The 25,109-nt window shown below is 68.9% G+C and carries 27 protein-coding genes and 1 tRNA gene; 14 read left to right on the top strand and 14 right to left on the bottom strand.

What is annotated here, in order from left to right; translation table 11 throughout:
- The 6 genes from VGJ14_01075 to VGJ14_01100 form a co-directional block, all read right to left on the bottom strand.
- A partial coding sequence (locus tag VGJ14_01075) for a serine hydrolase domain-containing protein (protein ID HEY2830988.1) occupies positions 1-496 on the bottom strand: 496 nt, incomplete at its 3' end.
- A gap of 102 nt (positions 497-598) precedes the next feature.
- Entirely contained in the window at positions 599-1,453 is an 855-nt protein-coding gene (locus VGJ14_01080; GenBank protein HEY2830989.1) for a 5'/3'-nucleotidase SurE, read from the bottom strand.
- The gene (locus tag VGJ14_01085) at positions 1,450-2,415 is read right to left on the bottom strand and encodes a PfkB family carbohydrate kinase (GenBank protein HEY2830990.1); all 966 of its coding nucleotides are present in this window, start codon (positions 2,413-2,415) and stop codon (positions 1,450-1,452) included. The genes VGJ14_01080 and VGJ14_01085 overlap by 4 nt, the downstream gene beginning before the upstream one ends.
- Positions 2,416-2,494: 79 nt before the next feature.
- Positions 2,495-4,396, bottom strand: coding sequence for a hypothetical protein (locus tag VGJ14_01090; GenBank protein ID HEY2830991.1), 1,902 nt, complete (start codon positions 4,394-4,396; stop codon positions 2,495-2,497).
- Positions 4,397-4,460: 64 nt separating this feature from the next.
- Entirely contained in the window at positions 4,461-5,147 is a 687-nt protein-coding gene (locus tag VGJ14_01095) for a prepilin-type N-terminal cleavage/methylation domain-containing protein (protein ID HEY2830992.1), read from the bottom strand.
- The gene (locus VGJ14_01100) at positions 5,147-6,850 is read right to left on the bottom strand and encodes a prepilin-type N-terminal cleavage/methylation domain-containing protein (protein ID HEY2830993.1); all 1,704 of its coding nucleotides are present in this window, start codon (positions 6,848-6,850) and stop codon (positions 5,147-5,149) included. The genes VGJ14_01095 and VGJ14_01100 overlap by 1 nt, the downstream gene beginning before the upstream one ends.
- A gap of 307 nt (positions 6,851-7,157) precedes the next feature.
- On the opposite strand from VGJ14_01100, the gene VGJ14_01105 reads away from it, so the two are divergent.
- The 6 genes from VGJ14_01105 to VGJ14_01130 all read left to right on the top strand — a co-directional run bounded on the left by VGJ14_01105 (position 7,158) and on the right by VGJ14_01130 (position 11,312).
- Positions 7,158-7,667, top strand: coding sequence for a prepilin-type N-terminal cleavage/methylation domain-containing protein (locus tag VGJ14_01105; GenBank protein ID HEY2830994.1), 510 nt, complete (start codon positions 7,158-7,160; stop codon positions 7,665-7,667).
- Between the two features lie 185 nt (positions 7,668-7,852).
- A complete protein-coding gene (locus tag VGJ14_01110; protein HEY2830995.1) occupies positions 7,853-8,305 on the top strand; it encodes a prepilin-type N-terminal cleavage/methylation domain-containing protein in 453 nt (150 codons plus the stop codon).
- Positions 8,306-8,472: 167 nt separating this feature from the next.
- Complete coding sequence (locus tag VGJ14_01115; protein HEY2830996.1) at positions 8,473-8,820, top strand: hypothetical protein; 348 nt, start codon at positions 8,473-8,475, stop codon at positions 8,818-8,820.
- A gap of 109 nt (positions 8,821-8,929) precedes the next feature.
- Entirely contained in the window at positions 8,930-9,478 is a 549-nt protein-coding gene (locus VGJ14_01120; protein HEY2830997.1) for a hypothetical protein, read from the top strand.
- 209 nt (positions 9,479-9,687) lie between these two features.
- Positions 9,688-10,332 carry an RNA polymerase sigma factor gene (locus VGJ14_01125; protein ID HEY2830998.1) on the top strand — a complete coding sequence of 215 codons (645 nt, stop codon included), beginning with the start codon at positions 9,688-9,690 and terminating at the stop codon, positions 10,330-10,332.
- Positions 10,332-11,312, top strand: a complete 981-nt coding sequence (locus tag VGJ14_01130) for a hypothetical protein (protein ID HEY2830999.1) — start codon at positions 10,332-10,334, stop codon at positions 11,310-11,312. Before VGJ14_01125 ends, VGJ14_01130 begins: the two co-directional genes overlap by 1 nt.
- Positions 11,313-11,479: 167 nt before the next feature.
- On the opposite strand, the gene VGJ14_01135 is transcribed toward VGJ14_01130, so the two are convergent.
- The 8 genes from VGJ14_01135 to upp all read right to left on the bottom strand — a co-directional run bounded on the left by VGJ14_01135 (position 11,480) and on the right by upp (position 19,978).
- The gene (locus tag VGJ14_01135) at positions 11,480-12,346 is read right to left on the bottom strand and encodes an LLM class F420-dependent oxidoreductase (GenBank protein HEY2831000.1); all 867 of its coding nucleotides are present in this window, start codon (positions 12,344-12,346) and stop codon (positions 11,480-11,482) included.
- Positions 12,343-12,726, bottom strand: a complete 384-nt coding sequence (locus VGJ14_01140; GenBank protein HEY2831001.1) for a PH domain-containing protein — start codon at positions 12,724-12,726, stop codon at positions 12,343-12,345. Before VGJ14_01140 ends, VGJ14_01135 begins: the two co-directional genes overlap by 4 nt.
- Positions 12,727-13,022: 296 nt before the next feature.
- The gene (locus VGJ14_01145) at positions 13,023-14,069 is read right to left on the bottom strand and encodes a hypothetical protein (GenBank protein HEY2831002.1); all 1,047 of its coding nucleotides are present in this window, start codon (positions 14,067-14,069) and stop codon (positions 13,023-13,025) included.
- A 1,244-nt stretch (positions 14,070-15,313) separates the two neighbouring features.
- A complete protein-coding gene (locus VGJ14_01150) occupies positions 15,314-15,961 on the bottom strand; it encodes a PH domain-containing protein (protein HEY2831003.1) in 648 nt (215 codons plus the stop codon).
- Between the two features lie 19 nt (positions 15,962-15,980).
- Positions 15,981-16,142 carry a hypothetical protein gene (locus VGJ14_01155; protein HEY2831004.1) on the bottom strand — a complete coding sequence of 54 codons (162 nt, stop codon included), beginning with the start codon at positions 16,140-16,142 and terminating at the stop codon, positions 15,981-15,983.
- 162 nt (positions 16,143-16,304) lie between these two features.
- Complete coding sequence (pntB, locus tag VGJ14_01160; GenBank protein HEY2831005.1) at positions 16,305-17,759, bottom strand: Re/Si-specific NAD(P)(+) transhydrogenase subunit beta; 1,455 nt, start codon at positions 17,757-17,759, stop codon at positions 16,305-16,307.
- A 1-nt stretch (position 17,760) separates the two neighbouring features.
- The gene (locus VGJ14_01165) at positions 17,761-19,299 is read right to left on the bottom strand and encodes a Re/Si-specific NAD(P)(+) transhydrogenase subunit alpha (protein ID HEY2831006.1); all 1,539 of its coding nucleotides are present in this window, start codon (positions 19,297-19,299) and stop codon (positions 17,761-17,763) included.
- 43 nt (positions 19,300-19,342) lie between these two features.
- Positions 19,343-19,978, bottom strand: coding sequence for a uracil phosphoribosyltransferase (gene upp / locus VGJ14_01170; protein HEY2831007.1), 636 nt, complete (start codon positions 19,976-19,978; stop codon positions 19,343-19,345).
- A gap of 50 nt (positions 19,979-20,028) precedes the next feature.
- Here upp and VGJ14_01175 point away from each other — a divergent pair, with 50 nt between their 5' ends.
- The 8 genes from VGJ14_01175 (at position 20,029) to VGJ14_01210 (ending at position 25,030) form a co-directional block, all read left to right on the top strand.
- Positions 20,029-20,211, top strand: a complete 183-nt coding sequence (locus VGJ14_01175; protein HEY2831008.1) for a hypothetical protein — start codon at positions 20,029-20,031, stop codon at positions 20,209-20,211.
- A 77-nt stretch (positions 20,212-20,288) separates the two neighbouring features.
- Positions 20,289-20,774 (top strand): tRNA adenosine deaminase-associated protein, encoded by a 486-nt coding sequence (locus tag VGJ14_01180; GenBank protein ID HEY2831009.1) that lies wholly within the window; start codon positions 20,289-20,291, stop codon positions 20,772-20,774.
- A 52-nt stretch (positions 20,775-20,826) separates the two neighbouring features.
- Positions 20,827-21,348, top strand: a complete 522-nt coding sequence (locus VGJ14_01185; protein ID HEY2831010.1) for a tRNA adenosine deaminase-associated protein — start codon at positions 20,827-20,829, stop codon at positions 21,346-21,348.
- A 23-nt stretch (positions 21,349-21,371) separates the two neighbouring features.
- Positions 21,372-21,806, top strand: a complete 435-nt coding sequence (locus tag VGJ14_01190; GenBank protein HEY2831011.1) for a nucleoside deaminase — start codon at positions 21,372-21,374, stop codon at positions 21,804-21,806.
- Between the two features lie 23 nt (positions 21,807-21,829).
- Positions 21,830-21,917 (top strand) — tRNA-Ser (locus VGJ14_01195).
- 290 nt (positions 21,918-22,207) lie between these two features.
- The gene (locus VGJ14_01200) at positions 22,208-23,002 is read left to right on the top strand and encodes a DUF559 domain-containing protein (GenBank protein HEY2831012.1); all 795 of its coding nucleotides are present in this window, start codon (positions 22,208-22,210) and stop codon (positions 23,000-23,002) included.
- Between the two features lie 223 nt (positions 23,003-23,225).
- On the top strand, positions 23,226-24,212 hold the full coding sequence (locus VGJ14_01205; protein ID HEY2831013.1) for an ATP-binding cassette domain-containing protein: 987 nt from the start codon (positions 23,226-23,228) through the stop codon (positions 24,210-24,212).
- Positions 24,209-25,030 (top strand): ABC transporter permease, encoded by an 822-nt coding sequence (locus VGJ14_01210; protein ID HEY2831014.1) that lies wholly within the window; start codon positions 24,209-24,211, stop codon positions 25,028-25,030. Before VGJ14_01205 ends, VGJ14_01210 begins: the two co-directional genes overlap by 4 nt.
- Positions 25,031-25,109 lie beyond the last annotated feature (79 nt).

The raw sequence follows: 25,109 nt of genomic DNA on the forward strand, positions 1-25,109 counted from the left end.
TCGGGACTTCGGCCAGCGCCGACAACCAGTCCGCGGGGGCGGGCAGCAGTTGCGGCTCGAGAAGGTGCGCATGCACGGTCTCGAACAGGCGGGCGACGACGGGCCGGTCGAACTGTTCACCGTAGCCCCAGCCGGCGGTGAACGTCAGCAGCTCCCGCACGGTGGCCTGCCGGCGCGCGGGCACGGTGTCCTCGATGGGTCCGTCCGGGGTGCGCACCACCCGCACGGAGGCGAGTTCGGGCAGCCAGTCCCCGACGGGGTCGTCGAGCCCGATCCGGCCCTCGTCGATCAGCTGCATGACCGCGGCCGCCACGATCGGCTTGGTGATCGAGGCGAGGCGGAAGATCGAGTCACGCGCCGCCGGCACGTTGTGCTCGACGTCCGCCAGGCCAACCGCTGCGGTCTGCACCTGGTTTCCGCGGGCGATCAACGCGACCGCCCCCGGCACCCCGTCCCGTCCGACGTGCCCCGACAACATCGTGCCCAGTTCATCCATGGCCACTGTCATACCCGGGGCGTCAGGAAACGCGCCGATCAGGGTCCGAAAATGACGCCCCACGTATGAGAGAGCTCGCTGCGCTCATGAATGATCGTGCGATCAACGCGCCAAAGCCTCGGTGCCCAACAGCAGATCCAGGTCCGCGTCACGGTCGGCACAGACCGGGTGCAGCGCGGTCAGCGTCGCCCACCCGTCAGCGAGCAACGCGGCGTCGCTGTCCGGTTCGCCGCTGGCGTCGATCTCGGAGACCTGCACGGTGAAATACCCGCTGTCCCGCTCCCCGATGTGGGTCTGTACCGCACCGAAGGAGGCCAGCGGGGCGCGGCGCAGGCCCCGCACCGAGGAGGCCTCGACGTTGGGCACGTTGAGGTTCACCGCGGTACCCGCGGGCAACCGCACCAGACCGGGCAGCATCTCCGCGGCGAACTGCGCGGCGGTGTCCCACTGCTGCTCACCCGCGCCGATGCCCAGCGACACGGCCATCGCGGTGATGCCCTGCGCCGCGGCGGTCAGCGCGGCGCCCACCGTGCCGGAGTGCAGGATCGCCTGCCCGGTGTTCGGGCCGTGGTTGATCCCGGAGAGCACCAGGTCCGGTGGGTCGCCGAAGGCGCCGCGGGTGGCGGTGAGCGCGATGAACGCCGGCGAGGCCTCGACGCCGTAGACGCTGCCGTCCTCCAGGCCGGGCAGTCGGTGGGACTTGGTGACGATGCGCGCGCCATCGGTGAGCGCGGTGATGGAGGCGCTGGCGCCGCTGGAGTTGGAGGCGGGTGCGGCGACCACCACGTCCAGGCCCGCGCGTGCCGCGATCTCGGCGAGCTTGTGCAGGCCGGGGCTCTCGATGCCGTCGTCGTTGGTGATCAGGCAACGCAGCCGCCGACCGGAATCGCCGAACTCCACACCGGTCTTGGTCCGCCGGCCGAGTTCCTCCGGGCTGATGCTGCGCGGGTCGTTCATTCCTGTCCTCCTTCGGCCGCGCCCGCCGAGCGGGTGCGTAGTTGCACGTGCCCGGCCAGCCGCTCGATGGCATCGCGGTCGCCGCTGGCCAGGCCGCGGCGGGTGACGTTGAGCGCACCCGCGGCGGCGGCCAGCCGCAGAGCCGCTGCGGTGTCCATACCCAGGGCCAACCCGGCGGCCAAACCCGCGGTCATCGAATCCCCGGCGCCGCGGTGGTCGACCTCCTCCAGATGCGGACCCACCACCTCGATCACCTCCTCGCCGTCGAGCAGTGCCCACGGCGGTTGATCCGCACGGCTGAGCACCACCTGGTCGGCACCCTGCTCGCGCAACCGGTGCATGGCGGCGATCAACTCATCGGGGTCCTCGGACTTGGCGAAACCGTCCTCCAACACCTGTTCGTGACTGACCTTCAGCAGACTCAGCCCACCGCCCATCGCCTCGGTCAACGGCGCCCCGGACAGGTCGGCGACGACGATCCGCCCCGCCTTGCGCAGGTCCGCCGCGAGGCGGCGGTAGACCTCGGCCGGCAGCACCGGCAGATCCCACGGCCCCGGCCCGGCCAGCACCGCGACCTTGGCGTCCAGGCCCAGGCTGACCGCGCTGCCGTAGAGGTCGTCGACGTCGTGCCGGGACAGCTTGCCCGGCGTGGTGACCGCGACCTGCACCCGTTCCCCGCCGCGCCGGTCGTGCACGTAGGCACCGTTGCGCGCGGAGGTGTTCACCATCGCCACCTCGATGTCGTGCGCGGCGATGAGATTCCACAGCAGCTCGCCGGTCTCGCCACCGAACGGCCCACCGAGCACCACCGGCAGGCCGAGTTCGGCGACCATCCGGGCCACCCAGAAACCCTGGCCGCCGGCGTGGAGGTGAATCTCGTCGTGGCCCTCGGAGTCGGCCTCGATGGTGACGGTGAGCAGCGGGTCGGGCGCGAACACGAAGACGGCGGGCGGCTCGCTCATGTCCGGCAGCTACCCCGTTCCGGGGAACACAAAGCCGGCCCCCGCGACGTTGCGGGGACCGGCCAATCCTGAGGTGGGCTCAGGAGCTGAAGGCCACCGGCAACTGACTCACCGGGATCTCGGCGAAGGTGTCCTGCACCCAGGTCGGGGTGCCGGGCTGCGGATAGTTCGGCGGCGGGGACGTGCGCAGGTGTTGGTCGTAGTCGTAGTCCGCGTAGTACCCGACGTTGATGTTGGCGTTGGCCACGTCGATGTGATCGACGCTGACGTCCAGCCCGAGGATCTGCGCACCCAGCGCGCCGCGGTAGTACTGCGCGACCGAGCCGTACAGCTTGATCTTCGGGATCGGCAGGGTGACGGTGGCCAGCTTGTTCAACAGCGCCAGGTACACGGCGGGTTGCAGCAGCGGGAACGACACCCCGAAGTAGTGCTTCATCGACATGATCGCCGCGTCGATCTCGATGTCCCCGCCCAGCGCCTTCAGCGGCGTGTACAGCGCGTCCAGTCTCTTCGTGGTCAGCGACAGGCAGGTGGCCAGCGCCACCGTGCACTGCAGCGGGTCCCACACCAGCACCGAGCCGTTGGCCACCAGGCCCAGCGCGTTCGGCTGCCCGTCGAGGGTGGTCTTGTCGTGGCCGAAGGAGGTGCCGGAGACATCGGAGTACTTGATGTCCGAGGCGATGGTGATGTCGCCGTCGGTGCCGATGGTGGACCGGCCGTTGAACGCGCCGTCCACGTACAGCGAGCCCTCGCTGCAGTCGCTGCTCAGCGTGTTGGTCAGCAGCGTCGCCGGGTCCGGGTCCAGCGTGCCGTACAGGCCGAGCAGCTTGCCGGTCAGGCAGTACAGGCCCGACGGCGACGGGTGCGCGGAGCCGCCGGGGTTGTCCTGCACGTAGATGCCCGACGGGATCGGGATCGGCGCCGGGTCCGAGGCGATGGACGTGACCGCGTTGACCACCTGGTCGGCACCCAGCCCGGCGAGCACAGAGGAGGTCAGGTTGAGCAGGCCGCCCAGGATCGGGAAGGAGTTGGCGACCTGGTCCAGGATGTTCTGCGGCACGCCGCCGCCGCAGTCCTTGCCGGGGTTGTCCGACGGCAGGGTCTGCGGGCTCCACACCTTCATCTGGTTGCCGACAAAGGAGATGCGGGTCGGGCCGGTGTAGACGCAGTACGCCGCGGACTTCAGCCCGGTCGGCGCGGTATCCATCCCGGAGGCGTAGGTCGGGGTGCCCTTGTCGAAGTGCGGGGTGGTGCTGCCGGTCTGCGAGATGTAGCAGCTCGGCGTCGGGTTCGACGGGGCCGGCAGGCACTTGTCGTACTGGGTGGTGACCAGGCTGTCGAAGGTCGGTGAGCCCTGCGTGGTGAACACGTCGTTGGAGTGCACGGTGGAGCCGTCGGTGCTGTCCCCGTCCCGCCAGGCGGGCACCTTGCAGGTGACGCCACCCACCGAGGCCGGGCGCACGTCGGCGGAGGTGGCACCCCAGGCGCGCTGGCCGCAGGCCGCGGGCCCGCCGGTGGAGTTCAGCAACCGCGGGTAGGCGAAGGCGTCCGACGGGTCGGCCGCCTCCACCTCGGAGTAATACAGGTAGTCGGTGTAGGCGGACTTATGGATCGTCACTTTCACCGCGCGCTCGGTGCCCTCACGCACCTTGCCCGCGGCGTAGACGGTGTAGTCGCCGTTGGCGTCCGGGGTGGCCTGCACCCGATACTGCGGGCAGTTCACCGGCACGGTCGGGTGGCTGTCGCAGGCCACTCCGTCCGGGTCCTTGGAGCCCGGCACCGCGGCCCAGCCGGTCGGCAGTGAGGACAACGAGTTTGCCCGCAGCGCGTTGACCACGCTGTCCACGCCGGCCTGCGCCGCGGACACCGCGCCGTCGAAGTCCTGCTCGCGCCGCGCGCCCTTCATGGAGTTGATGGCGTAGCTCGAGACCAATGAGGCGATCAACACGATCACCATGCCGTAGCCGACGACGGCGATCATCGCGAATCCGGCGTCGGTGTGCGGGCCGCGGCGGTAGAGAGAACGGATGCGCTGGAGGATCAACTCAGTGCCCCAGGGTGGAGTTGGGAAGGAAGACGCTGGTGCTGACACCCGGGCTGGGGTGCGTGGAATCGCCCACCGGCAGGGCGATACGGATCGAGGCGATGGTGGCGAGGATGGAGCCGCTCGGCGCGGGTGAGGTGACGATGGCGCCGTTGCTGCCGGTGTAGTAGGTGAACAACGGGCCGTTGCTGCTCGGCAGCGGCCAGGTGATGCCGCGGCTGATCGTGCGGGTGGCGCCGGTGGCCCAGGTGTAGTCGCCGCTGGTCCAGGTCGAGGCGACCTGTTGGCGGGTCTCGGTGACCGCCGCGGTGGTGCCAGTGGCATCGTTCGGGTCGGCCGCGATCGTGTAGGTGATGCGGGTCGGCGCGGGCTTGGTGCCGATCTTGTCGCCGACGTTGGCGTAGAACACGACCCGGGTGTCGGTGGCGGTCTCGAATGCCGCCGGACAGGAGGAGACGCAGGTCGAGTTCAGCTGCTCGGGCCGGACGGCGGTGCGCAGGTTCTTCGACAGGGCGTCGACCCCGATGCGGATCTGGTCGAGATTGGCCAGCCGCGAGCCGGCGCTGGCGCCGTTGCGCAGCATGCCGATCATCGCGGCCGTGACCAGGCCCAGCACGGTGCTGGCGATGACCATGGCGACCAGCACCTCGATGAGGGAGTAGCCCCCGTCACGGCGTGGAGTCCGCATCACTTCACCACGATCTTGACGGACATGTTGTTCGTGACGATCACTGACAGCACCTGGTCAGACGACGATGTGTCGATGGTCCGGTTACCGGGGCTGGTGAGCGTGAAGTCGTACGTACCTGGCTTCAAGGACACGGAGCCCTGCCCGATGAGCCCGAGAAGGCTGGTGAACGTCGTGTCTTTCGGCGACGTTCCTGTGCAACCGTTCTTTAGCGTGGCCCGCACGGTGTACGACCCCAGGAGCGAGGAGAGGTCGCTGAACGGGATTGTGACGGTGCGCGAAACCGAGCAGTTGTAGGACACCGCCGGCAGCGGGACGGCCAGTTGGCCGACGCTGTTGATCGTCGCCGCCGTGCTGGACGGACCGGCCGCGAAGGTCCAGTCCCCATAGGGCAGTGAGGTGCTCACTGCGCCGTTGACCATCGCCAGTTGCTGCGTCGTGCCGCCGCAGGTGCTGGAGCCGGGCGTGGCGGTAACGGTCCCGGTGTAACCCACCAGGGTCGCCGGGTTGGTGGTCGTCGAGGTGTTGAGGGTGACCTGCACAGGCCCGCTCGGGCAGGTCGAATAGTTCGCGGTCAGCGTCACGTTGTTCGTGCCGGAGCCGATCACCGAGCTCGCCCCCGCCGTACCCGACGATGTCGGGGAGGTGAAACTCCACGATCCGTAAGCGATCGATCCGTTCAGCAGGCCGCTGAGGACATCGGTGGAGAAGGTGGTGGTGGCGATCGGCGTGCTACACGTTGACGTTGCCTGCCGCGCGCCGGTGATGGTCGCGCCCAACACGGTGTTCAAAAGCCAAGACAGCAGGGTGTTCTGAGTCTGCACCTTGAACTGCACGGTCTTGGTGCCACCACAGTTGTCCAGCACCGTGATGGCGGGGGCGGTCGCCGTGGAGCTCCCGACGGTCACGTACGAGGTGCCGATCGCGCCGTCGGGAAGAATGGCCGTCAGATTCCAGGGCCCGTAGGGCAGCGAGTAGCTGAACACGCCGCTGTTGTTGGTGAGCGGGATGGTCGACGTGCAGGGGTTGCCGCTGGCCGGGCTGGCCGTCACGGTGCCCGCGAACGTCGAGGTCCAGGGCACCGTCGCGTAGCCGGCGGGCACGTTGGCGGTGCTGTTCACGGTGACCAGCGCGGTGCCCCGGCTGAGGCTGCAGGTCGGGGAGATCGTGACGATCGGGTCGGGGGTCACCGGAGTCACGGTTACAGAGCCCGCCGAGGAGCCGCCGGATCCGTTGCCGCCGGTGCCGTTGATGCTGAGGATCGAGCTGTTCACCACCGGCTTGGTGCCGCCCATGTCCTGCCACGTCGCGGTGACCGTGAGCTTCAGCGACTCGAACGCATCCGCCGAGCTCCACTCGCCCGAGTCGACCAGGTGGTAGTTAGTGCTGGAGTCGGCCACGTCGGATGTGATGGTGAACAGCGTCGGCGAAACCGTGCTGACGGTGCGCGTAATGTCAGTGGTGATCCCCGACGGATTGCTCTGCATGAGGCCGCGGATCCGCTCGACCTCTTGCGCCGCGACACTCGCCGCGCGCACGCGCTGCCGGTCGTCGGCGGTCACACCCAACGCGTGGATGAGCATGGCTGCGGCGGCAGTGGCGATGACCGCGAGGATTCCCATCGCCACCATCGACTCCACCAAGGTGAAGCCCTTGTCTCGACGATCGCGCTTCGCGCGTCGTCCCGACGACTGCACAACCACCTACGACTCCTCGCGAGAACTCGCTTTGTCTCCGCAGAGATGTCGGTTCGCGATGCATCGTGCTTGAGCGCTTACCGCTGTGCATCGGGATCTACCCGGACATGGTCAAGTCACCAATGCCGCGCGCCCGAGCGAATGGGACGAACCGAGGTCACGGATTCGCCTTCTGGCAAAGGAAATCCGAGGTGACTATCAACCCGGGGTTAGCACCGTCCGACATCCCTGCCAGTCCCGGTCGACGCCCCCGCCGACCAAGCCCCGCCCATCGGGGCTCGGACGAATCCCCACCACCCCAGGGAGAACCACCGTGTACACCCGCATGCGTAAGGCCCTCGACGAAGGGCGCAAGGACAAGGGCTTCACCCTCATCGAGCTCCTCGTCGTCATCATCATCATCGGCATCCTGGCCGCGATCGCCATCCCGATCTTCCTGCACCAGCGCCAAAAGGCCGTGGATGCCTCGTCCAAGTCTGACGTCCGCACCGTCGCAACGCAGATGGAGACGTACTACACGGACAGCCAGGCGTACCCGGTTACCGGCGGCGGCGCCACGGGTATCGTGGCAACCACGGCCGGAAGCGTGACCACGCTCGCCATCGGCGGCGAAAACGTCACCCTCTCGCCCGGCAACACCGCGCACGTCTACACCAACGCTGGCAGCTCGACTCCGGCCACCGCATACTGCGTGTCGGTGAGCAACACCAACGCAACCCAGGTCTGGGTTTGGGAGAGCGATAAGGGCGGTCTGCAGCCGAGCGCTGTCACCTCCTGTCCAAGCAGCGGCACCGGTGCGGTGTACACCAGCACGGTCCTCTAATACACAAGCTGAGCAACACAAGTCGAAGCGCCTGGGGTGGATCAACTCTCCACCCCAGGCGCTTCAACGTTCCGCCGAGCGACAGCTTCCGATCTCTTTACTGGGGCTATGGCAAGCGCCTCCGCTGGCGAGCCGACTCTTCAGACATCCCCCGTCGGTCCGTCACCACCATGGAGTCCCGCCGTATGTACCGTCATATTCGTAAGTCGCTGCACAACAAGGACAAGGGCTTCACCCTCATCGAGCTCCTCATCGTCATCATCATCATCGGCATCCTGGCCGCAATCGCCATCCCGATCTTCCTGCACCAGCGCGAGCGAGCCGTCGACGCATCCGCGAAGTCCGACGCGCACAGCCTGGCGGTTGAGATGGAGTCGTTTTACACGGACGCAGCGGCTTACCCGAGCGACGCCGACTACAGCTTTACCGCTCCCGACGCCACCATCGGGACCGAGGAGGTTCGCATGTCGCCCGGCAACGTGCCGAACATCTACCTGAACTCGGACAGCAGCGCGTACTGCATTTCCATCGACAACCCCGGCAAGGCCACCCGCCCCTGGGTCTGGCAGAGCGACAACGGCGGCCTCCAGGTCAACGCCGCGGCCGACTGCGCCGCCTACACCACCGCCCTGTCCTGACGCTCAACCCGCGCCAGATCTCCACCGATCAACTGGTAAGGCCGGGTCCGAGCCCTTGCGGACCCGGCCCGATCCCCGCCCCCGTGCCCTCCTCGGGACCCGGTCGGCCCCACCCGCGAGAGGTCCCTGTGCAGGCGCTCAGATCCAGAGTCCCGGTCACCCTCGCGTTGATCGCGCTGCCGATCCTCCTCGCGGCCGACGCCGGCGCCGTGACCCTTATGAAGCTGGCGGTACCCGACGACGCCGACGAGGCCGGACGCGCAGGCGTGCAGGCCATCATGTTCAACGGCGTCGCCACCCCCGAAGAAGCTCAACTCGCGTTCGATGCGTCCAAGGCCGTCGCGGACACCCATCGCGAGCACATTGACCCGGCGTCGTTCACCATCACCCAGGACGGCGCGGTAACCCTTACCGTCTCGAAGCACACCGGCACGGTCCTGTTCAAGCACCTGCCGATTCTCAAGGGGTTGACCCACACCACCGTCACCACCACCGTCGCCCGCGCCTCCTGGTAATCCCAAACTCGGCCGAACGGCCCGGGGGGAAATAGCCGGACGGATGCGGCGGAATGCGCGCCACGGCGGTCGAATGGAAGAACCAGCCGTCCCGGTCTCAAGGACTCCCATGAGAATCGCCCAGCGCACACACACCGGTCTCCCGGCCCAGCGCACGACGGACGCAGCGCCGCAGCCGGCGCGCGCGACCCGGCGGCGGCACTACCGGGTTGCGGCGCCGCTCGCAGCGGCGGTGGCGGTCGGCGCGGTCGCCATGGCGATGGCCACGGGCAGCGACAGCACCAACGCCCCCGGAGCGGGCAACATCTTCGCCCGGGCCGAGGCGGCCAACGCTTCCGCGGAAGCGCGGCTGATCGTCGCCGGACCTGCGGTCGCACTGCCGCTGACCGACGGGGACTGGCGCCTGGACAGCGTCGTGGTCGACGGCTCCTGGTTCACCGGCAACTTCGCCGGCACGGCCACCCTCACCTACACCGGCCAGGCAGCCTCCGCCGACTCCGCGTTCAGCGTCGGCATCTACGACGGCTCCGCCTACGTCGGGCGACTCACCGGCACCGTGCACCACCTCACCGCCGGCGGCCACGCGATGGTGACGCTCTCCTCCGTCGACCCCTACGAGCCGGGGCAGTACCAATACGGATTCCTCAACGCCCAGTAGACGAACTGACGTGTCGTCAGCTGCTGGGGCTGCGGACGTCGGAGATGCGGGCACCTCAAGCCACCGTCGCACTCAGCCGATACCCGGGTGAGGTGACATTGCCGAACACATCGTGCAAATCGGCACACACCGCACCTTCGGCGCATGTCGATCTTGCAAGCCGGAAAGCGTCTCCGCCGTCACCCGAATGCGTGCATCCTCTTGACTTCATGGCGATCGACACCGCGATGAGCGTCCCCGCTCCGCGCCACCCGGCGCCCGAGCCGGACCTGCCCTCCGCCCTGCACGCCGCCCGACGCGGCGACGAGGGCGGCTTCGGCGTGCTTTACCGCGCCATCCAGCCCGCGCTCCTCCGCTACGTCGCCACTCTCGTGGGCACCGACGCCGAGGACGTCACCGCCGAGGCCTGGTTGCAGATCGCGCGGGACATTCGCGACTTCTCCGGCGACCTGGACAATTTCCGCGGCTGGGCCGCCACCATCGCTCGACACCGCGCACTGGACCACATCCGCCGCACCAAGGCCCGCCCCACCTCCGGGGCGGTCATCGACAACGACTTCGAGTTCCCCGCCACCGACGACCCGGCGGCTCTCGCCATCGAACACGTCGACGGCGACACCGCGCTCAACCTCATCGCCACGCTCCCCCCGGGCCAGGCGGAGGCGGTAAGGTTGCGCGTGATCCTGGGCCTGTCCGCCGAGGACGCGGCCAGGGCACTGGGCAAACGGCCGGGCGCCGTACGCACCAACACGCACCGCGGCCTGAAAGCACTGGCTGCCAAATTGCAGTCCGCCGAAAAAACTTCGCCGCAGGGTGTGACATCCGCGCGGCCGGGTGCGCTGAAGGGGATGTGATGAGCGCTCCGCCGCCCAACGGGCAGGACCCGGTCGACGCCCTCCTTCGGGAGGCGCGTCTCAACCCGGCCGAGGCCGCCGCCTTGGCCGACCTGCTGCACGCGGTCGCCCCGAACGCCGCGCACCTCCCTGCCGGCAGCCCGGGCGAGTACGCGGCTCTGGCCGCGTTCCGGAGCGCACATCGCGAAACCGCCAGCCGACCTCTGGGAGCTTTCGCCATGTATCGCAACCGCACCCGCGCCGCTCTGCTCACCGCCAAGACCGCCGCCGCGGCCCTGGTTCTCGTCTCCGCCGGCGGCGTCGCGATGGCCGCGACCACCGGTGCGATTCCCACGCCGCTCGCCCCATCGCACCCGTCGCACCCGGTCCACCCGGTGACGCCCAAGGTGAGCGACGACGCGACCGACGACCAGGGCAGTGACGCGACCGACCAGGACTCGAGTGAGGACAACGGCGGCCTGCGCGACACCTGCACGCAGTTCACCGGCGGCGCCTTCAGTGACCCGACCGCGGCCGCTACCAGTGACTCCTTCCGCAAGTTGGTCATCGCCGCCGGTGGTCAGGACAACGTCGCCGCCTTCTGCGCCGCGCTGCCCGCGACCGACGACAACCAGGGCGACGGCAACGACCAGGGCGAGCACGGCAACTCGGCCAACGCCCCCGGCCACGACCCGAACGGGCCGGGCAACTCAGAAAACGCCCCCGGACACAACAAGGGACAGGACGACCAGGGCCAGGACCAGGGCAACCCCGGCAACTCCGGGCACGGCAACTCCAGCAACGCCCCTGGGCACAACAAGTCGGGCCACGGCAACTCGGCCAACGCCCCCGGACATGACCCGAACGGGCCGGGCAACTCCGAGAACGCGCCCGGCCACAACAAATCCAACAGCGGTCAGGGCAACGCTGACGACCAGGGCGACGATTCTGGCGACTCGGGTCACGGCAACTCCGGTCACGGGGACGGTTCGGACGACTGACGCACTACCCGACTTCGTCCGACTATTCGGGCCATCAACGCGCGACGGCCCGACACCCCGGACAAGGATGCGAATCAGGGCCCGCGGTACGCGCCGCGGGCCCGACGCATGTCATACGTCTGGACCACCCGGAACCCCGTGCACGTGGCCGAGGCGGATGACGTCAGCTAAGGCAACTCGGCCAGCCGCGGCACGATCTCCTTGCCGACCCGCTCGGTGAACGAGAGGAGGTCTCCGACCGGCACCAGGTCCACCACCGCGACGCCCAACTTCGCCAGCTCGCCCGCCTGCGCCAGGAACCCGTCCACGTCATCCAACGCGTTGCCGCGGAACAACACCGTGGGCGTGATCGTCGAGTAGTCCCGGCCCAGCGTCTCGCAGTGCCCGCGCAGGATGTCCAGCTTCGGGGCCACCTCGGCCGGCCCACCCATCAGGTTGCAGGAGTCCGCGTACTGGGCCACGATCCGCAGCGTCTTGCGCTCCCCGCCACCGGCCACCAGGATCGGCGGGCGCGGCCGGGACACCGGCACGGGCGAGCACAGGGTCTCGGCCAGTTGGTAGTGCTTGCCGGCGTACGGCCCGTTGTCCTCGCTCCACATCTGCAGGCAGATCTGCAGCGTCTCCTCGAGCATCTCGAAGCGCTGCGCCACCGGCGGGAACGCCACCCCCAACCCCTGATGCTCGCGTTCGAACCAGGCCGCCCCGATGCCCAGCGCCGCCCGGCCACCGGAGAGCACGTCCAGCGTGGTCACCGTCTTGCACAGGATGCCCGGGTGACGGTACGTCACCCCGGTGCACAGCAGCTGCAGGGTCACCGTCGAGGTGTGCGCGGCCAGGAACGCCAGGCCGGTGTAGCCCTCCAGCATCGGCTCGGTGGCCTTGCCCACCGGTGGGATCTGGAAGAAGTGGTCCATCAGCGAGACGTAGCCGACGCCTGCGTCCTCCGCGGCCTCGCCGAAGCGGGCCAGCGTGGGTGCGATCGAGGCCGGTTGGCCGGGAAAGCTGAACGAGGCGACGTGCAGGGCGACCTTCATGAACGCGCTCCCATCATCGCGGCGAGGATGAAGTCGTGGGCGTACCGGGCCTTGTCCTCGCCCCGGAACTCGATCTCGTGGTGCACCCCGCCCGCGGAGGTCACGATGATCGAACTGGTCGAGAAGAAATTCCCGGTGAACCGCGCATTGCTCACCACCGCCACGCTGGACACCTTGTGGTACGGCATGGACACCAACGCCACTGCCCTACCCACGAAGGATTTATCCGCGATGATCACGCGCCGGTCGGTCAACGCCAAATAGCCGGTGCCGACGCCCTTGCCGTCGTACACGGCGTACAGCCGTTCGCCCTGCAGCAGCCCGGACTGCACCTGCTCGAGCTGGTCCTTGCGGTCGTAGATCGGTTCGGGTGTGGTCATGGCCGCCACCCTATGAACCCCGTCGGGGGCCCCTGCACTGCGCATGTCATCCGCTACGGGAGCCCCTCATCGGGAGCCGGGCCCGTTAAACGGACACCGGCCCGGAACCGGACTTTCGTCCGATCCGGGCCAGTGCCGGGGGTCACCGTTGCCGGTGCCTTGAGGTGGGCGGCGGTGTCGGTCCGCCCACCTCTTCAGAGGCTGTGACGCCGGGGCTTCCCGGGCGCGCCGGGGGGGTTGCGAGCCCGGGAAGCGTCTGATCCCAGCGGCAAACCTCTGAGATCCAGCGTTGTGGACTAGCGCTGCGAGGCGACGCGGCGCCGCAGAGCCGCACCACCAGCGATCAGAGCGAGACCGAACGGAATCAGCGCCATACCGGCAGCACCGGTGTGCGGGAGAACCGAGGACTCGTGGTCGCCGTTGTGGTGCTTGTGCCAGGTCCAGTGGCTGTTGTGCGAGTGCTCGTCGCCAACCCAGCCGCGGTGACCGGAGTCGCCGCCGTTGCGGTTGCCGGCGTCCACGTGCACGCGGCAGTCCGCGGCACCGAGCACGGCCAGGCCGCAGACGGTGACGGGGATGTTGGCGTCCAGGTTGTTCAGCAGCTGCAGGCCGCTGAGCAGACCGTGGTTGTCGAACGAGTTGACGTCGCCGGCGTCGCCACCGTTGCCACCGCGGCCACGGCCGCCGAGCACGTTTCCACCGTTGCCGTCGCCGGCCTTGGAGGAGCAGTTGCCCCGACCTTCGGCCAGCAGCAGGCCGACGCCGCAGACGTTCACGGGCACGTTCAGGGTGACGTTGTTGAGCACCTGGGCGCCGTCCAGCAGGCCATCGTTGCGGCCCGTGCGGACGTTGCCCTGGTCGCCACCGCTGCCGCCGCGGCCGCTACGACCACGGCTCGAACCGCTTCCACCATTGCCGTCGCCGGCCTTGGAGGAGCAGTTGCCCTTGGCCGTGGCGAGCAGCGCGCCCACGCCACAGGCGTTGACGGGCACGTTGGCGGTCAGGTTGTTGCCGACCTGGAGGCCGTTCAGCAGCCCCTTGTTCCGGCTGCTGGAGACGTCGCCCTGGTCGCCGCCAGAACCACCGCGGCCACCGAAGGAGGCGCCGCCGTTGTCGTCACCGGCAGCGGAGCTGCAGGTGCCCGAGCCGCCGCCCAGCAGGGCGCCGACGCCACAGGCGTTGATCGGCACGTTGAGCGTGACGTTGTTGAGGGCCTGGACTCCGTTGAGCAGGCCGTCGTTGTGACCAGTATTGGTGTCTGCGTAGACGGTCGGCGCACCAAGGATAAGAGCGGCGCCCGCCGTGAGGAGCACGGCTCCCTTGACCTTCTTCGAGGCTCGCATCGAAGCCCCTCCTGTTTCGTTGATGTGGTCTGGGTTCAGGTGTGGTGATAACGGTTAGCGCTTCCGGCCCTGCCCCGAGGCAGGTCCGCCGTGACCGGGTGGCCACGGAGGCGCGACGTCAACGGCGGCTCGCACCGCGCCGGCAAGGGGCGACACTTCCCCAGCCAAGACGTCTCTGATCGGGGCAGGTGCCGTCGTCGTCAGGGCCACTGGGGGCTCCGAAAGCGACGACACCGGGGGCTCAGCCGGTGAGGACACCGGCTGGAGAAGACCGCCCATCACACCGAGGGCGGGCTCACCGGGGCGGCGGACCGAGGTCCGACGAACCGATGACACCGAGCCACTGCACGCAGCACGTGCAATGCCTCGTCCCTGGTACTGACCGTCGCGACACACTCGCGTCGGCTTGTCCTCATGCATGGACTTACATTCGTACTCCGCGGTAGCGGTGTTACCGAGATTAACTCGGCTTTGCCGAGACATGCCGCATACCTTGGACGTACCCCCGAACACTCGACCCTGCCAGAAGACCGGTTCCTCGGTCCCCTCATCCCTGGCCGTCCCGCTGCCGATGTATTCGGCAACGACGATCGCATCCGCGCCCCCCGCGGTCTTCGCCGCAACTGCAAGAGCACAGCTGGACGAAGCGACAACGATCGAGTGTTGGTGTTCCACCGTCGCCGAAGCGACGTACCGGCCCCTGTAGGAGGGCATGACGGCACGCGAGAGGAAGAGCTGTTGGCTCCTCATAGCCCCCACGCTGATCACGCTGTGTCCTCCCCATCGGCCCACCGGACGCTCCGGTAGGCGTCTCACCTGTTCCGAGGACCCTGTGTCGATAGGGATGTAAGGGATCAACGGGACATGTGAGGCGAACGGTCCTGGGAAGCGTAGCCCCGCACGAGCGCCCCACCGCCCATGCGAGAGAGATGACCATTCAAAGTCTGAGAAAACCCAGGAGGCCCCTGACCTGCGGTTTCGATCACCCTGCGTGACAAAATCCCCCGCCGAGTGCCGCCGAGGCCACCGTGGGCTCCCGAACGTTCTCACTACGGATCGTGCACGATTTCCAAGATCACCGCAGGCGATCTGCCCGATTGGGCAAGTTCAAACCAGGATGGGCGCCCGACATGTCGGGCGGACACCACTGAGTGTCATCAACGCCCTGGTCAAGCAGGCGCGCCGGAAGGGAGGACGGCAACCGCGGTTTGGTCACACCGCGCAATGCAAAGAACGGCTTGAAGTCAGCCGCTTACCCGGTCCGGATCGGGGTCGGACGGGCCGTATCCGGGCCAGCTCGCGCCCGGCCCGGCCGTTGGTTCGCCGGTGCCGTCATCGCCGGGAAGTACCGGCTGATCTGGGGTGAAAACCAACGCGCAGATCCGCTGGTAAAGCTCGTCAGGGCCGGTCACGAACTTGACCCGCGACAACGCCTGATCCTGCCCGGCGGACTCCATCACGAAACTTCCGAAGCCGAGCAATCGCCCAAGGATGGTGCGTTCGTAACGCATGTCCGTGACCTTGCCCAGCGGCATCATGTCGACGTCTCGGCGAAACAGCCCGTGCACCAGCATCAGGCGCTTGTCGGTGACCACGAACCGGTCCGACCACCAGTTGACGATCTCCCAGCCGAGGTACCACACCGCGGCTGACCAGGCCAGCCAGACGATGTCCCGGGGGCCTGTGGCACGCCGCGGGAGCGCGATGTCCAGTAGAACGGCCAGGAACAGCCCGCCACCGGCCGCGGCCAACGGCACGATCAGCGCCAACCAGTGCCGGCGCAGCGCGGCGACCACCCGTTCGCCGGGCAACAGGTACTTGGCGATCAAGCGGGATCCGGCGGGCAGCATGGCGCCCAGGACGGGGTCGGCGACCCTGGCATCGACGCTCACGAGCCGGGCCTCGCGGCCGTCAGAGCCGGTTGACGAAGGTGAAGAAGCCGTCGGTCACGCTGCCCGTGCCCTGGGTCAGCTGATCCCAGCCCTTGGACACGGCATCGGCCGACTGGGCGGGTTCCTGCGCCATCGAGTAGAGCGCGAACGCCACGGCGGGGATCGCAACCATGCGCTTCACGAGGCGCCTCCATGCAGTCCGATGGTGCACGGGTCCTGTCCGGCGGACCCGGTTCCAGACTAAACACAGATCACTCTGGACAACAACTGCATCACCCGTATGCGGCAAATGCCCTGTACAAGACTATACGTGATGGGTCGATGACGCAGAGTCAGAGATTACTCAGTGCCTACCGGCCATGGCCGGTGCCTTCGCGTCGGCCGGGGAGTCCCCCAGCTCACGGATGATGTCCTCCACCCGCGCCTTGGCGTCGCCGAACAGCATCTGAGTGTTCTCCCGGAAGAACAGTGGGTTCTGCACGCCCGCGTAGCCGGTGGCCATCGACCGCTTGAACACGATGACGTGCTTGGCCTCCCAGACGTGCAGCACCGGCATGCCGGCGATCGGGCTGCCGGGGTCCTCCAGCGCCGCCGGATTGACGGTGTCGTTGGCACCGATGACCAGGACGACCGAGGTCTCCGCCAGGTCGTCGTTGATCTCGTCCATCTCCAGCACGATGTCGTAGGGCACCTTCGCCTCGGCCAGTAGCACGTTCATGTGGCCGGGTAGCCGGCCGGCCACCGGGTGGATGCCGAAGCGGACCTCGACGCCCTTCGCGCGCAGCTTGCGGGTGAGTTCGGCGACCGCGTACTGGGCCTGCGCGGTGGCCATGCCGTAGCCCGGCGTGATCACCACCGAGTCCGCGTCGGACAGCAGCTCGGCCACGGCGCCCGGGTCGGTCTCCCGGTGCTCCCCGTGGTCCTCGCCGGAGGCCGAGGTACCCGCCGCGACCCCGAATCCGCCCGCGATCACCGCGATGAACGAGCGGTTCATGCCCTTGCACATGATGTAGGACAGGTAGGCACCGGAGGAGCCGACCAGCGCTCCGGTGGTGATCAGCAGGTTGTTGTCCAGCAGGAACCCCGACGCCGCCGCCGCCCAGCCCGAGTAGCTGTTCAGCATGGACACCACCACCGGCATGTCACCGCCGCCGATGGAGGCCACCAGGTGCCAGCCCAGGGCCAACGCCAGCACGGTCACCGCGATCAGCAGGCCGAGCTTGGGCGAGCCGACGAACACCCCGGTCAGCGCCCCGAAACCGACCAGCGCACCCAGGTTGAGCAGATTGCGGCCGGGCAGCTTCAGCGGCGCGGAGGAGATCCGCGCAGACAGCTTGAGGAAGGCCACGATCGAGCCGGTGAAGGTCACCGCGCCGATGAAAACCCCGACGAACACCTCGGCGTGATGGATCCTCAGTAACGACCCGGCGAACTCGGTTTGCCCACCGCGGTGCTCCACGTCGTAGAAGCCGTCCCAGCCCACCAGCACGGCGGCCAGACCGACGAAGCTGTGCAGCGCCGCGATCAACTCGGGCATGCCGGTCATCTCCACGACCTTGGCCCGCCACAACCCGATCGCCGCCCCGATGACCACCGCGATGATGAGCAGAATCGCCCCGGTGGAATCAATGTGACGGGTCGCCAGGCCGATCACCGCGGCCAACGCGATGACCATACCGGCGATGCCGTACACGACTCCCTGACGGGACGTCTCGTGCCGGGAGAGCCCGGCCAGGCTCAGGATGAACAGCAGCGCCGCGACGATGTAGGCGGCCTGCGCAATGGATTCGGCGTCCATCTCAGCCCTTCGAAAACATGCCGAGCATCCGCCGGGTCACCGCGAACCCGCCGAACACGTTGATGGAGGCCAACAGGATCGCCACGAACGACAGCGTGCGAATCGTGGTGTCGTCCTTGCCAATCTGCAGCAGCGCGCCCACGACGATGATCCCGGAGATCGCGTTGGTGATTGACATCAGCGGGGTGTGCAACGAGTGGTGCACCTTGCCGATCACGTAGTAGCCGATGACCACGGACAGCGTCAGCACCGTGAAGTGCTGCGGGATCGGTTCCGGGGCGAAGGCGGTGATCAGCCACAGCGCCAGCACCCCGACGCCGACCACGCCGAGTTTCACCGCCGGGGTGAAGATCGACGGCTTGGCCTTCACCGGCTCGGGCGGGGCGGCCTTCACCGCCGGCGCCGCGGAGACCTGCACCGGCGGCGGGGGCCACATGTTTCCCCCGTCGCGCACCACGGTGATGCCGCGTTGCACGACGTCGTCCATGTCGAGGACCAGCCGCCCGTCCTTTTCCGGGGTGAGCAGCTTCATCAGGTTCACCAGGTTGGTCCCGTACAGCTGCGAGCTCTGCGCGGGCAGCCGGCCGGGCAGATCGGTGTAACCGATGATCGTCACGCCGTTGTCGGTGGTGATCACCTCGCCCTTGACGGCGCCCTCGACGTTGCCGCCCTGACTGGTGGCCATGTCAACGATCACGCTGCCCGGACGCATGGCGGCCACGTCCGCGGCGGTGATCAGCCGCGGCGCGGGACGTCCAGGAATCAGCGCGGTGGTGATGATGATGTCGACGTCGGCGGCCTGCTCGCTGTAGATCTCCGCGGCGCGCTTGTTGTAGTCCTCGGTGGTCGCGCTGGCGTAGCCGGTGCCGGACTGCTCCTGCTCGACGTCGACCGCCAGGTACTCCCCGCCCAGCGACTTGACCTGGTCGGCCACCTCGGGCCGGGGGTCGGTGGCCCGCACGATGGCGCCCAGGCTGGAGGCGGCGCCGATCGCGGCCAGCCCGGCCACGCCCGCCCCGGCGACCAGCACCTTGGCCGGCGGGACCTTGCCGGCCGCGGTGACCTGACCGGTGAAGAACCGGCCGAAGTTGTGCGCGGCCTCGATCACCGCGCGGTACCCGGCGATGTTGGCCATGGAGGACAGCACGTCCAGGGACTGCGCGCGGGAGATGCGGGGCACCGCGTCCATGGCCAGTGCGGTGATCGGCCGGGAGCCCAACAGCTCGACGCGGTCCGGGTCCAGGGCCGGGGAGAGCAGGCTGACCAGCGTGGCGCCCTCGGGCACCTGACGGATCTCGGAGTCGGAGGGCGGGCCCACCGCGAACACGATGTCCGCGTTCCAGGCGTCGTCGGTGATCTCGGCGCCGGCGTCCTTGTACGTCCCGTCCGGGAAGCCCGCGGCCGCTCCGGCTCCGGAGGCGACGGCGACCCGGTAGCCCAGCCCGATCAGCAACTTCACGGTCGCCGGCGTGGCCGAGACCCGGGTCTCGCCCCGTCCGGACTCGTTGACCACGCCGATCAGGGCGCCTGCCTCGGTCATTGCCTCTCCGTCCTTACTACCTACCTCTTAGCGACGCTATCGGTCACTCGGCGGAACCGAACAAACGGTCGCCGGCATCCCCCAGCCCCGGCGTGATGTAGCCGCGGGCGTCCAGCCCGGCGTCCAGTCCGGCCAGTACCACGGAGACGTCGGCGTCGCCAACCGCGTCGGCCAGCCGGTCCACCCCTTCCGGTGCCCCGATCAGGCAGACCGCATGCACGGAGGCCGCGCCGCGGGCCAGCAGCAGGCCGACGGCCGCGGCCAGCGTGCCGCCGGTGGCCAGCATCGGATCGAGCACGAAGCACTGTCGACCGTCCAGGCGGGCGGGCAACCGGTCGGCGTACGTGCTGGCCAGCAAGGTGGTCTCGTCGCGCACCAGGCCGAGGAAGCCAACCTCGGCGGTGGGCAGCAGTCGCAGCATCCCGTCCAACATGCCGAGCCCGGCCCGCAGAATCGGCACCACCAAGGGCTTGGGGGCGGCCAGGCGCACGCCGTGGGCCGTGGTCAACGGGGTACGTACCGTGCACGCCTCGACCCGCACCCGCCGGGTGGACTCGTAGGCCAACAGGGTGACCAGCTCGTCGCACAGCCGACGAAACGTCGAGGAATTCGTGGCCTCGTCGCGCAGCGCGGTGAGCTTGTGCGCCACCAACGGATGATCGAGAACCTGCATCTGCACCGCGTACCTCCGGTTTAGCCCGGTGGGACAGTCGGGGTAGACCCTGCCGTATGAACGAGGGCAGCGAACGCAACCGGTCCATCGATCCGCTGATCTGGGAACGGGCACAACGTCGCGCCCGTCTGCTGGACGAGCTGATCGAGGCTCGCGACTTGCTCAACCGGGTCGCGCCCCGGCGTGCCGCGTCGGCCCGCAGACGGGCCGCACTGCGCGCGCTCACCTTTCGCCGGTGAATCGAGGGTGCCCCGCAGCGCCGTGATCTGTAAGGATGCCCGGGTGAGGCACGGGCACGCCGCTGTCGGGAGTCGTTATGGCGGATGACGCAACCGACTTCGCCGTGGTGGTCTACCGCGACGACGATCGGTGGGAAGCCGACGCCCTGCCCCGCACTGTGGGCGGTGACCTCGACGAACTCGTCGAGGCCGCCCGCCGCCAGTCCGGCGGCGGCGGAGCGATCGGTTTCGTGTCCATCGAGGACGACTTCTTCGTTGCGGTGCGGATACACGGCCGCGATGTCTCACTGCTGTTGTCCGACATCACCGCGGCCGGCGAATCGCCGTTGGCCGGGGAGGTGCTCGAGGCACTCGATCTGCCGCTGCCCGGGCCCGAGGACGAGCGGGTGCAACCGGCCGGCGATCTGACGATTTTCTCTGACCTCGGCCTACCGGCCATGGAGCTCGGCGCGCTGTGCGACGACCTGGACCTGTACCCCGACCAGATGCTGGACAGCATCGCGTCGCGGTTGGGTTTCGCCGACGCATTCCGGCGAGCCGTCGACTCCGCGCTGGCGGACTGAGCAACCATCAGAAAGAGCGTGCTGTTCGGATCGACCTGTGTGGGAGCGAGAAGTGGGGTACTTCGCGGTCGTACTCACCCGTGACGAGGACGAGTGGGAGACCAACGACATCGAACTCGACGCGGTCGAGTCTCTGGACGACCTGGCCGACGCGATGCGGGACACCGCCGACATCGACAGCGACGGCCCGGTCCTCCTGCTGCTCGAGCAGGAGGATCTGTGGTTCGCGGTGGTCCGGGTGGACGGTGAGGACGACCCACGGGTCTTCGTCTCCGACCGCTCCGCCATCGAGCATTCCGCCTACGCGGAGATGCTGCTCGAAGCGGCGGAGTCCGAGGAGGACACGCTGGACGTGGACGACCTCGACTCCGACTCCGCCTCCGAGGACGAGGACGAGCGCGACAGCGGGGTGGACGACGGCCCGGTCGGCGACCTGGAGATCCTGGTTGACCTCGGCACCAGTGCCGAGGTGCTGCGCGAGCTGTGCGAGAGCAAGGGCGTGCTGCCCTCGGAGGCGTTGACCACCCTGGCCGAGCGGGCCGGGGCGGCCGGCGCGCTGGAGACCGTCCGCTGAGGCCCTCTCCCTGGGACGAGGCCATGGAGGCCGCGCTGGCCCTCGCGCGCGCCGCGCCCTACCGCGGGGACGTCCCGGTCGGTGCTGTGGTGCTCGCCCCCGGCGGCTCGGTGATCGGTCAGGGCCACAACCGTCGGGAGGCCCTGGGCGACCCGACCGCGCACGCCGAGGTGCTGGCGCTGCGCGCGGCCGCGGTGAACCGTGGGTCGTGGCGGCTGTCCGGCTGCACGATGGTGGTGACGTTGGAGCCGTGCACCATGTGCGCCGGCGCGATCGGTCTGGCGCGGCTGGATCGGCTGGTTTACGGCGCCGTGGACCCGAAGGCCGGGGCCGTCGAGTCGTTGTGGGATGTGCTGCGCGACCGTCGGTTGAACCACCGCCCAGAGGTGGTCAGCGGTGTGCTCGCGGCCCAATCCGCGGCCCTGCTGCGGGAGTTCTTCGACGCGCACCGCGACTGACCCCGGCTGCTATCGTCACCGGCGGTGGCGTGTCCGAGCGGCCGAAGGAGCGCGCCTCGAAAGCGCGTGATGTGCAAGCATCCGAGGGTTCAAATCCCTCCGCCACCGCCAACACGAGCGGCGCGGTTCCCCGGGGGCCCGCCGCTCGTCGCCGTTCCCGCCCCGCCCTCACGCCCCCGCCCTCACGCCCCCCAGGAACACAAACGCAACTGGTGGGGCGTTTCCGTGCCGACGATCGCCTCCCGAGTCACGTTTGTGTTCTGAGGTGGCGCGCTTCGCCGCCACCCGCGCCGAGGCTTATCCACAGGCGCGCGGTTCGGCCGCGCGCCGCGGCCCCATCGGGGAGGCTCCGCCCCGTGGATCCGGTGGAGGCGCTTCTGCGGTGCGGCGGTGCGGCGCGCGTGTCGCGGTTGAACGCGATGGGCGTGCGCCGGCGAACACTGCGCGGGGCCTGCGACCGGGGCGACGTCGTGGCGATCGGCGGGGGCGGGTTCGCTGTCCCGGATGCCGACCCGCGGTTGGCGGCGGCCGTGACATTGGGCGGGGTGCTCTCCCACGGCTCCGCCGCCGACTGGCACGGCTTCGAGTTGTGGCGACCGCTCAACGTGCTTCACGTGACGGTTCCGGCCGGCACCACCGTCACGACAGCCGGAGTGTGGGTGCACCGGGGGCGGCTCAAGCCCGCGGATGTGGATCCGTTCACGCCGGTAACGCGCCCCCTGCGCACGCTGCTGGACTGCGCCCGTCGGATGCCCTTCTGCGATGCCGTCGTCGTCATCGACAGCGCGCTGCGCAAGCGTGCCGTCCATGACGCGTCGCTGCGCGCCGCAGCCGAGGCGGCCGGCGGCCCTGGCTCGAGCCGGTTACGCCGAGCCGTGCGGCACGCAGATGCGTTGGCCGGCTCCGGGATGGAGACCGTGCTTCGACTGCTGATCGACCTGCTCGACGCGGAGGTGCAGAGCCAGGTCCTCATCCCGGGCGTCGGCAAGGTCGACCTCCTCATCAACGGCTGGTTGGTCATCGAGGCCGATGGCTTCGAGTTTCACTCCGATCGGGAGGCGTATCGCAACGACCGCCGTCGCGACAACGCTGTTTCCGAGCGCGGTTACGTCCGGCTGCGGTTCTCGTGGGAGGACCTCAGGTCACGTCGGCCCGAGGTGTTGCGGCAGATCCAGCGCGTGCTGGCGCTGCGGTAGACCGCGCCCTCCCAGAACACAAACGTGACTCAGGTGGCGTCGCGCTGCCGGAAATGACCCCACGAGTTGCGTTTGTGATCCCAGGGGGCGCGGCCTCGGGGCTCCCGGGTGGCACCTAAGCGGACTCCAACGTTCGGCCCATTGGGCTCGATCCGTCCGTCCGATCCGCATGTGTCCGTTTCCGACGAACCTGAACGAGACATATTCAGGGGGAGCGGACACGATGAACGCGCACAGCGGGGCGATCCCGCACCAGGCCACCGGGGGTGGGGCCGCAGGTGTCATTCGCGCCGGGGGCACCATCCGGGTGGAGAACCTGGTCAAGCAGTACGGCAGCACCAAGGCCGTCGATGAGCTGAGCTTCGAGGTTGCGCCGGGTCAGGTGACCGGCTTCCTCGGCCCGAACGGGGCCGGGAAGACCACCACCATGCGCTGCATCCTCGGTCTGGACGCGCCGAGCAGTGGCCGCGTCACCGTCGGGGGCCGCGCCTACCGTGACCTGCCCGCGCCGCTGCGCGAGGTCGGGGCGCTGGTCGACGCGGGTGCCGTGCACCCGAAGCGGACCGCGTACAACCACCTGCTGGCGCTGGCGCAGAGCAACCGCATCCCCGCCGGCCGGGTCGACGAGGTACTCGGCATGGTCGGCCTGGAGTCCGTCGCGGGCAAGCGCGTCGGCGGGTTCTCCCTCGGCATGAACCAGCGACTGGGTATCGCCGCGGCGCTGCTGGGTGACCCGCCGGTGCTGATGTTCGACGAGCCGGTCAACGGCCTGGACCCGGAGGGCATCGTCTGGGTGCGCAAGTTCATGCAGGCGCTGGCCGCCGAGGGCCGCACGGTCTTCGTGTCCAGCCACCTGATGAGCGAGATGGCGCTGATGGCCGAGCACGTCATCGTGATCGGCCGCGGCCGACTGCTGCGCGACCAGACCGTCGCGGAGTTCGTCGAGACCAGCTCCGAGTACCACGTCCGGGTCCGCGCCCGCGACCTGATCGCGCTGGAGTCGGCGTTGACCGAGGCCGGTGGCCGGGTGCGCGCCGACGAGGAGGGCGGCCTGGAGGTCTTCGGGCTGGAGGCCGCCGCCATCGGTGAGCTGGCCGCGAGCCGCTACATCGCCCTGCACGAGCTGAGCCCGCAGCGCGGCTCATTGGAAGAGGCCTTCATGAAGTTGACCCAGGACAGCGTCGAGTACTCCGCGAGCGTGAAGTCATGAGCACCATCACCGCCCCTGTTGCCGTCCGGGAGGACCGCGACGGCGCCCGCTTCAGCGACGTGCTGCGCTCGGAGTGGACGAAGCTGCGCAGTGTCCCGTCGACGATGTGGACGATCCTGGTCGCCTTCGCGGTGTGCCTGGGCCTGAGCGCGCTGATCAGCGCGGTCACCGCCCACGCCTACGCGCAGGGCAAGCAGGACGTCATGCACAACTGGGACCCGACCAACATCTCCACCTCCGGTGGCGCACTGGCCCAGTTGGCCATCGCCGTCCTCGGCACGCTGGTGATCACCTCGGAGTACGCCACCCGGTCCATCCGGCTCAGCCTGGCCGCGGTGCCCAAGCGCGCGCACCTGCTCGCGGCCAAGGCGGTCGTGGTGGGCGCGGTGTCGCTGATCGTCGGTGAGGTCATGGCCTTCGCGTCGTTCCTCATCGGCCAGGCGATCATCTCCGGCAAGGCGCCGACGGCGAGCCTGTCCGACGCGTCGGTGTTTCGCGCGGTGGCCGGTTGCGGCATCTACTGCGGCGCGATCGCGCTGCTGGGCATGGCGCTGGGCGCACTGCTGCGCAGCACCGCGGCGGCGATCACCTCGCTGGTTGCTCTGCTGTACGTGCTGCCCGGCCTGACCCAGGCGCTGCCGTCCGGCCTGCGCGACCCGATTACGAAGTTCTGGCCGACCATCGCCGGCAGCAACATCACCAACGTGGTGCAGCAGGACAACCAGCTCGGCCCCTGGGCCGGCATGGCCGTCATGCTCACCTTTGTCGCCGCCGTGCTGGCCCTCGCGAACTGGCGGCTGACCAGCAAGGACGCGTGAGCAGCACCACCCCGTAACGCCCGAAAGCGCAGAACCGCACCCGAAATCGCTTGATTCGGCGTGCGGTTCTGCGCTTTCG

This window comes from Sporichthyaceae bacterium (assembly GCA_036493475.1).
Lineage (GTDB): Bacteria > Actinomycetota > Actinomycetes > Sporichthyales > Sporichthyaceae > DASQPJ01.

Bases quoted from the DNA above. Each gene is read 5' to 3' on its own strand.
- VGJ14_01080 (HEY2830989.1), bottom strand. From the start codon at position 1,453: ATGAACGACCCGCGCAGCATCAGCCCGGAGGAACTCGGCCGGCGGACC.
- VGJ14_01085 (HEY2830990.1), bottom strand. From the start codon at position 2,415: ATGAGCGAGCCGCCCGCCGTCTTCGTGTTCGCGCCCGACCCGCTGCTC.
- VGJ14_01090 (HEY2830991.1), bottom strand. From the start codon at position 4,396: ATGATCGCCGTCGTCGGCTACGGCATGGTGATCGTGTTGATCGCCTCA.
- VGJ14_01095 (HEY2830992.1), bottom strand. From the start codon at position 5,147: ATGCGGACTCCACGCCGTGACGGGGGCTACTCCCTCATCGAGGTGCTG.
- VGJ14_01110 (HEY2830995.1), top strand. From the start codon at position 7,853: ATGTACCGTCATATTCGTAAGTCGCTGCACAACAAGGACAAGGGCTTC.
- VGJ14_01120 (HEY2830997.1), top strand. From the start codon at position 8,930: ATGAGAATCGCCCAGCGCACACACACCGGTCTCCCGGCCCAGCGCACG.
- VGJ14_01125 (HEY2830998.1), top strand. From the start codon at position 9,688: ATGGCGATCGACACCGCGATGAGCGTCCCCGCTCCGCGCCACCCGGCG.
- VGJ14_01130 (HEY2830999.1), top strand. From the start codon at position 10,332: ATGAGCGCTCCGCCGCCCAACGGGCAGGACCCGGTCGACGCCCTCCTT.
- VGJ14_01135 (HEY2831000.1), bottom strand. From the start codon at position 12,346: ATGAAGGTCGCCCTGCACGTCGCCTCGTTCAGCTTTCCCGGCCAACCG.
- VGJ14_01140 (HEY2831001.1), bottom strand. From the start codon at position 12,726: ATGACCACACCCGAACCGATCTACGACCGCAAGGACCAGCTCGAGCAG.
- VGJ14_01145 (HEY2831002.1), bottom strand. From the start codon at position 14,069: ATGCGAGCCTCGAAGAAGGTCAAGGGAGCCGTGCTCCTCACGGCGGGC.
- pntB (HEY2831005.1), bottom strand. From the start codon at position 17,759: ATGGACGCCGAATCCATTGCGCAGGCCGCCTACATCGTCGCGGCGCTG.
- VGJ14_01165 (HEY2831006.1), bottom strand. From the start codon at position 19,299: ATGACCGAGGCAGGCGCCCTGATCGGCGTGGTCAACGAGTCCGGACGG.
- VGJ14_01175 (HEY2831008.1), top strand. From the start codon at position 20,029: ATGAACGAGGGCAGCGAACGCAACCGGTCCATCGATCCGCTGATCTGG.
- VGJ14_01180 (HEY2831009.1), top strand. From the start codon at position 20,289: ATGGCGGATGACGCAACCGACTTCGCCGTGGTGGTCTACCGCGACGAC.
- VGJ14_01190 (HEY2831011.1), top strand. From the start codon at position 21,372: ATGGAGGCCGCGCTGGCCCTCGCGCGCGCCGCGCCCTACCGCGGGGAC.
- VGJ14_01205 (HEY2831013.1), top strand. From the start codon at position 23,226: ATGAACGCGCACAGCGGGGCGATCCCGCACCAGGCCACCGGGGGTGGG.
- VGJ14_01210 (HEY2831014.1), top strand. From the start codon at position 24,209: ATGAGCACCATCACCGCCCCTGTTGCCGTCCGGGAGGACCGCGACGGC.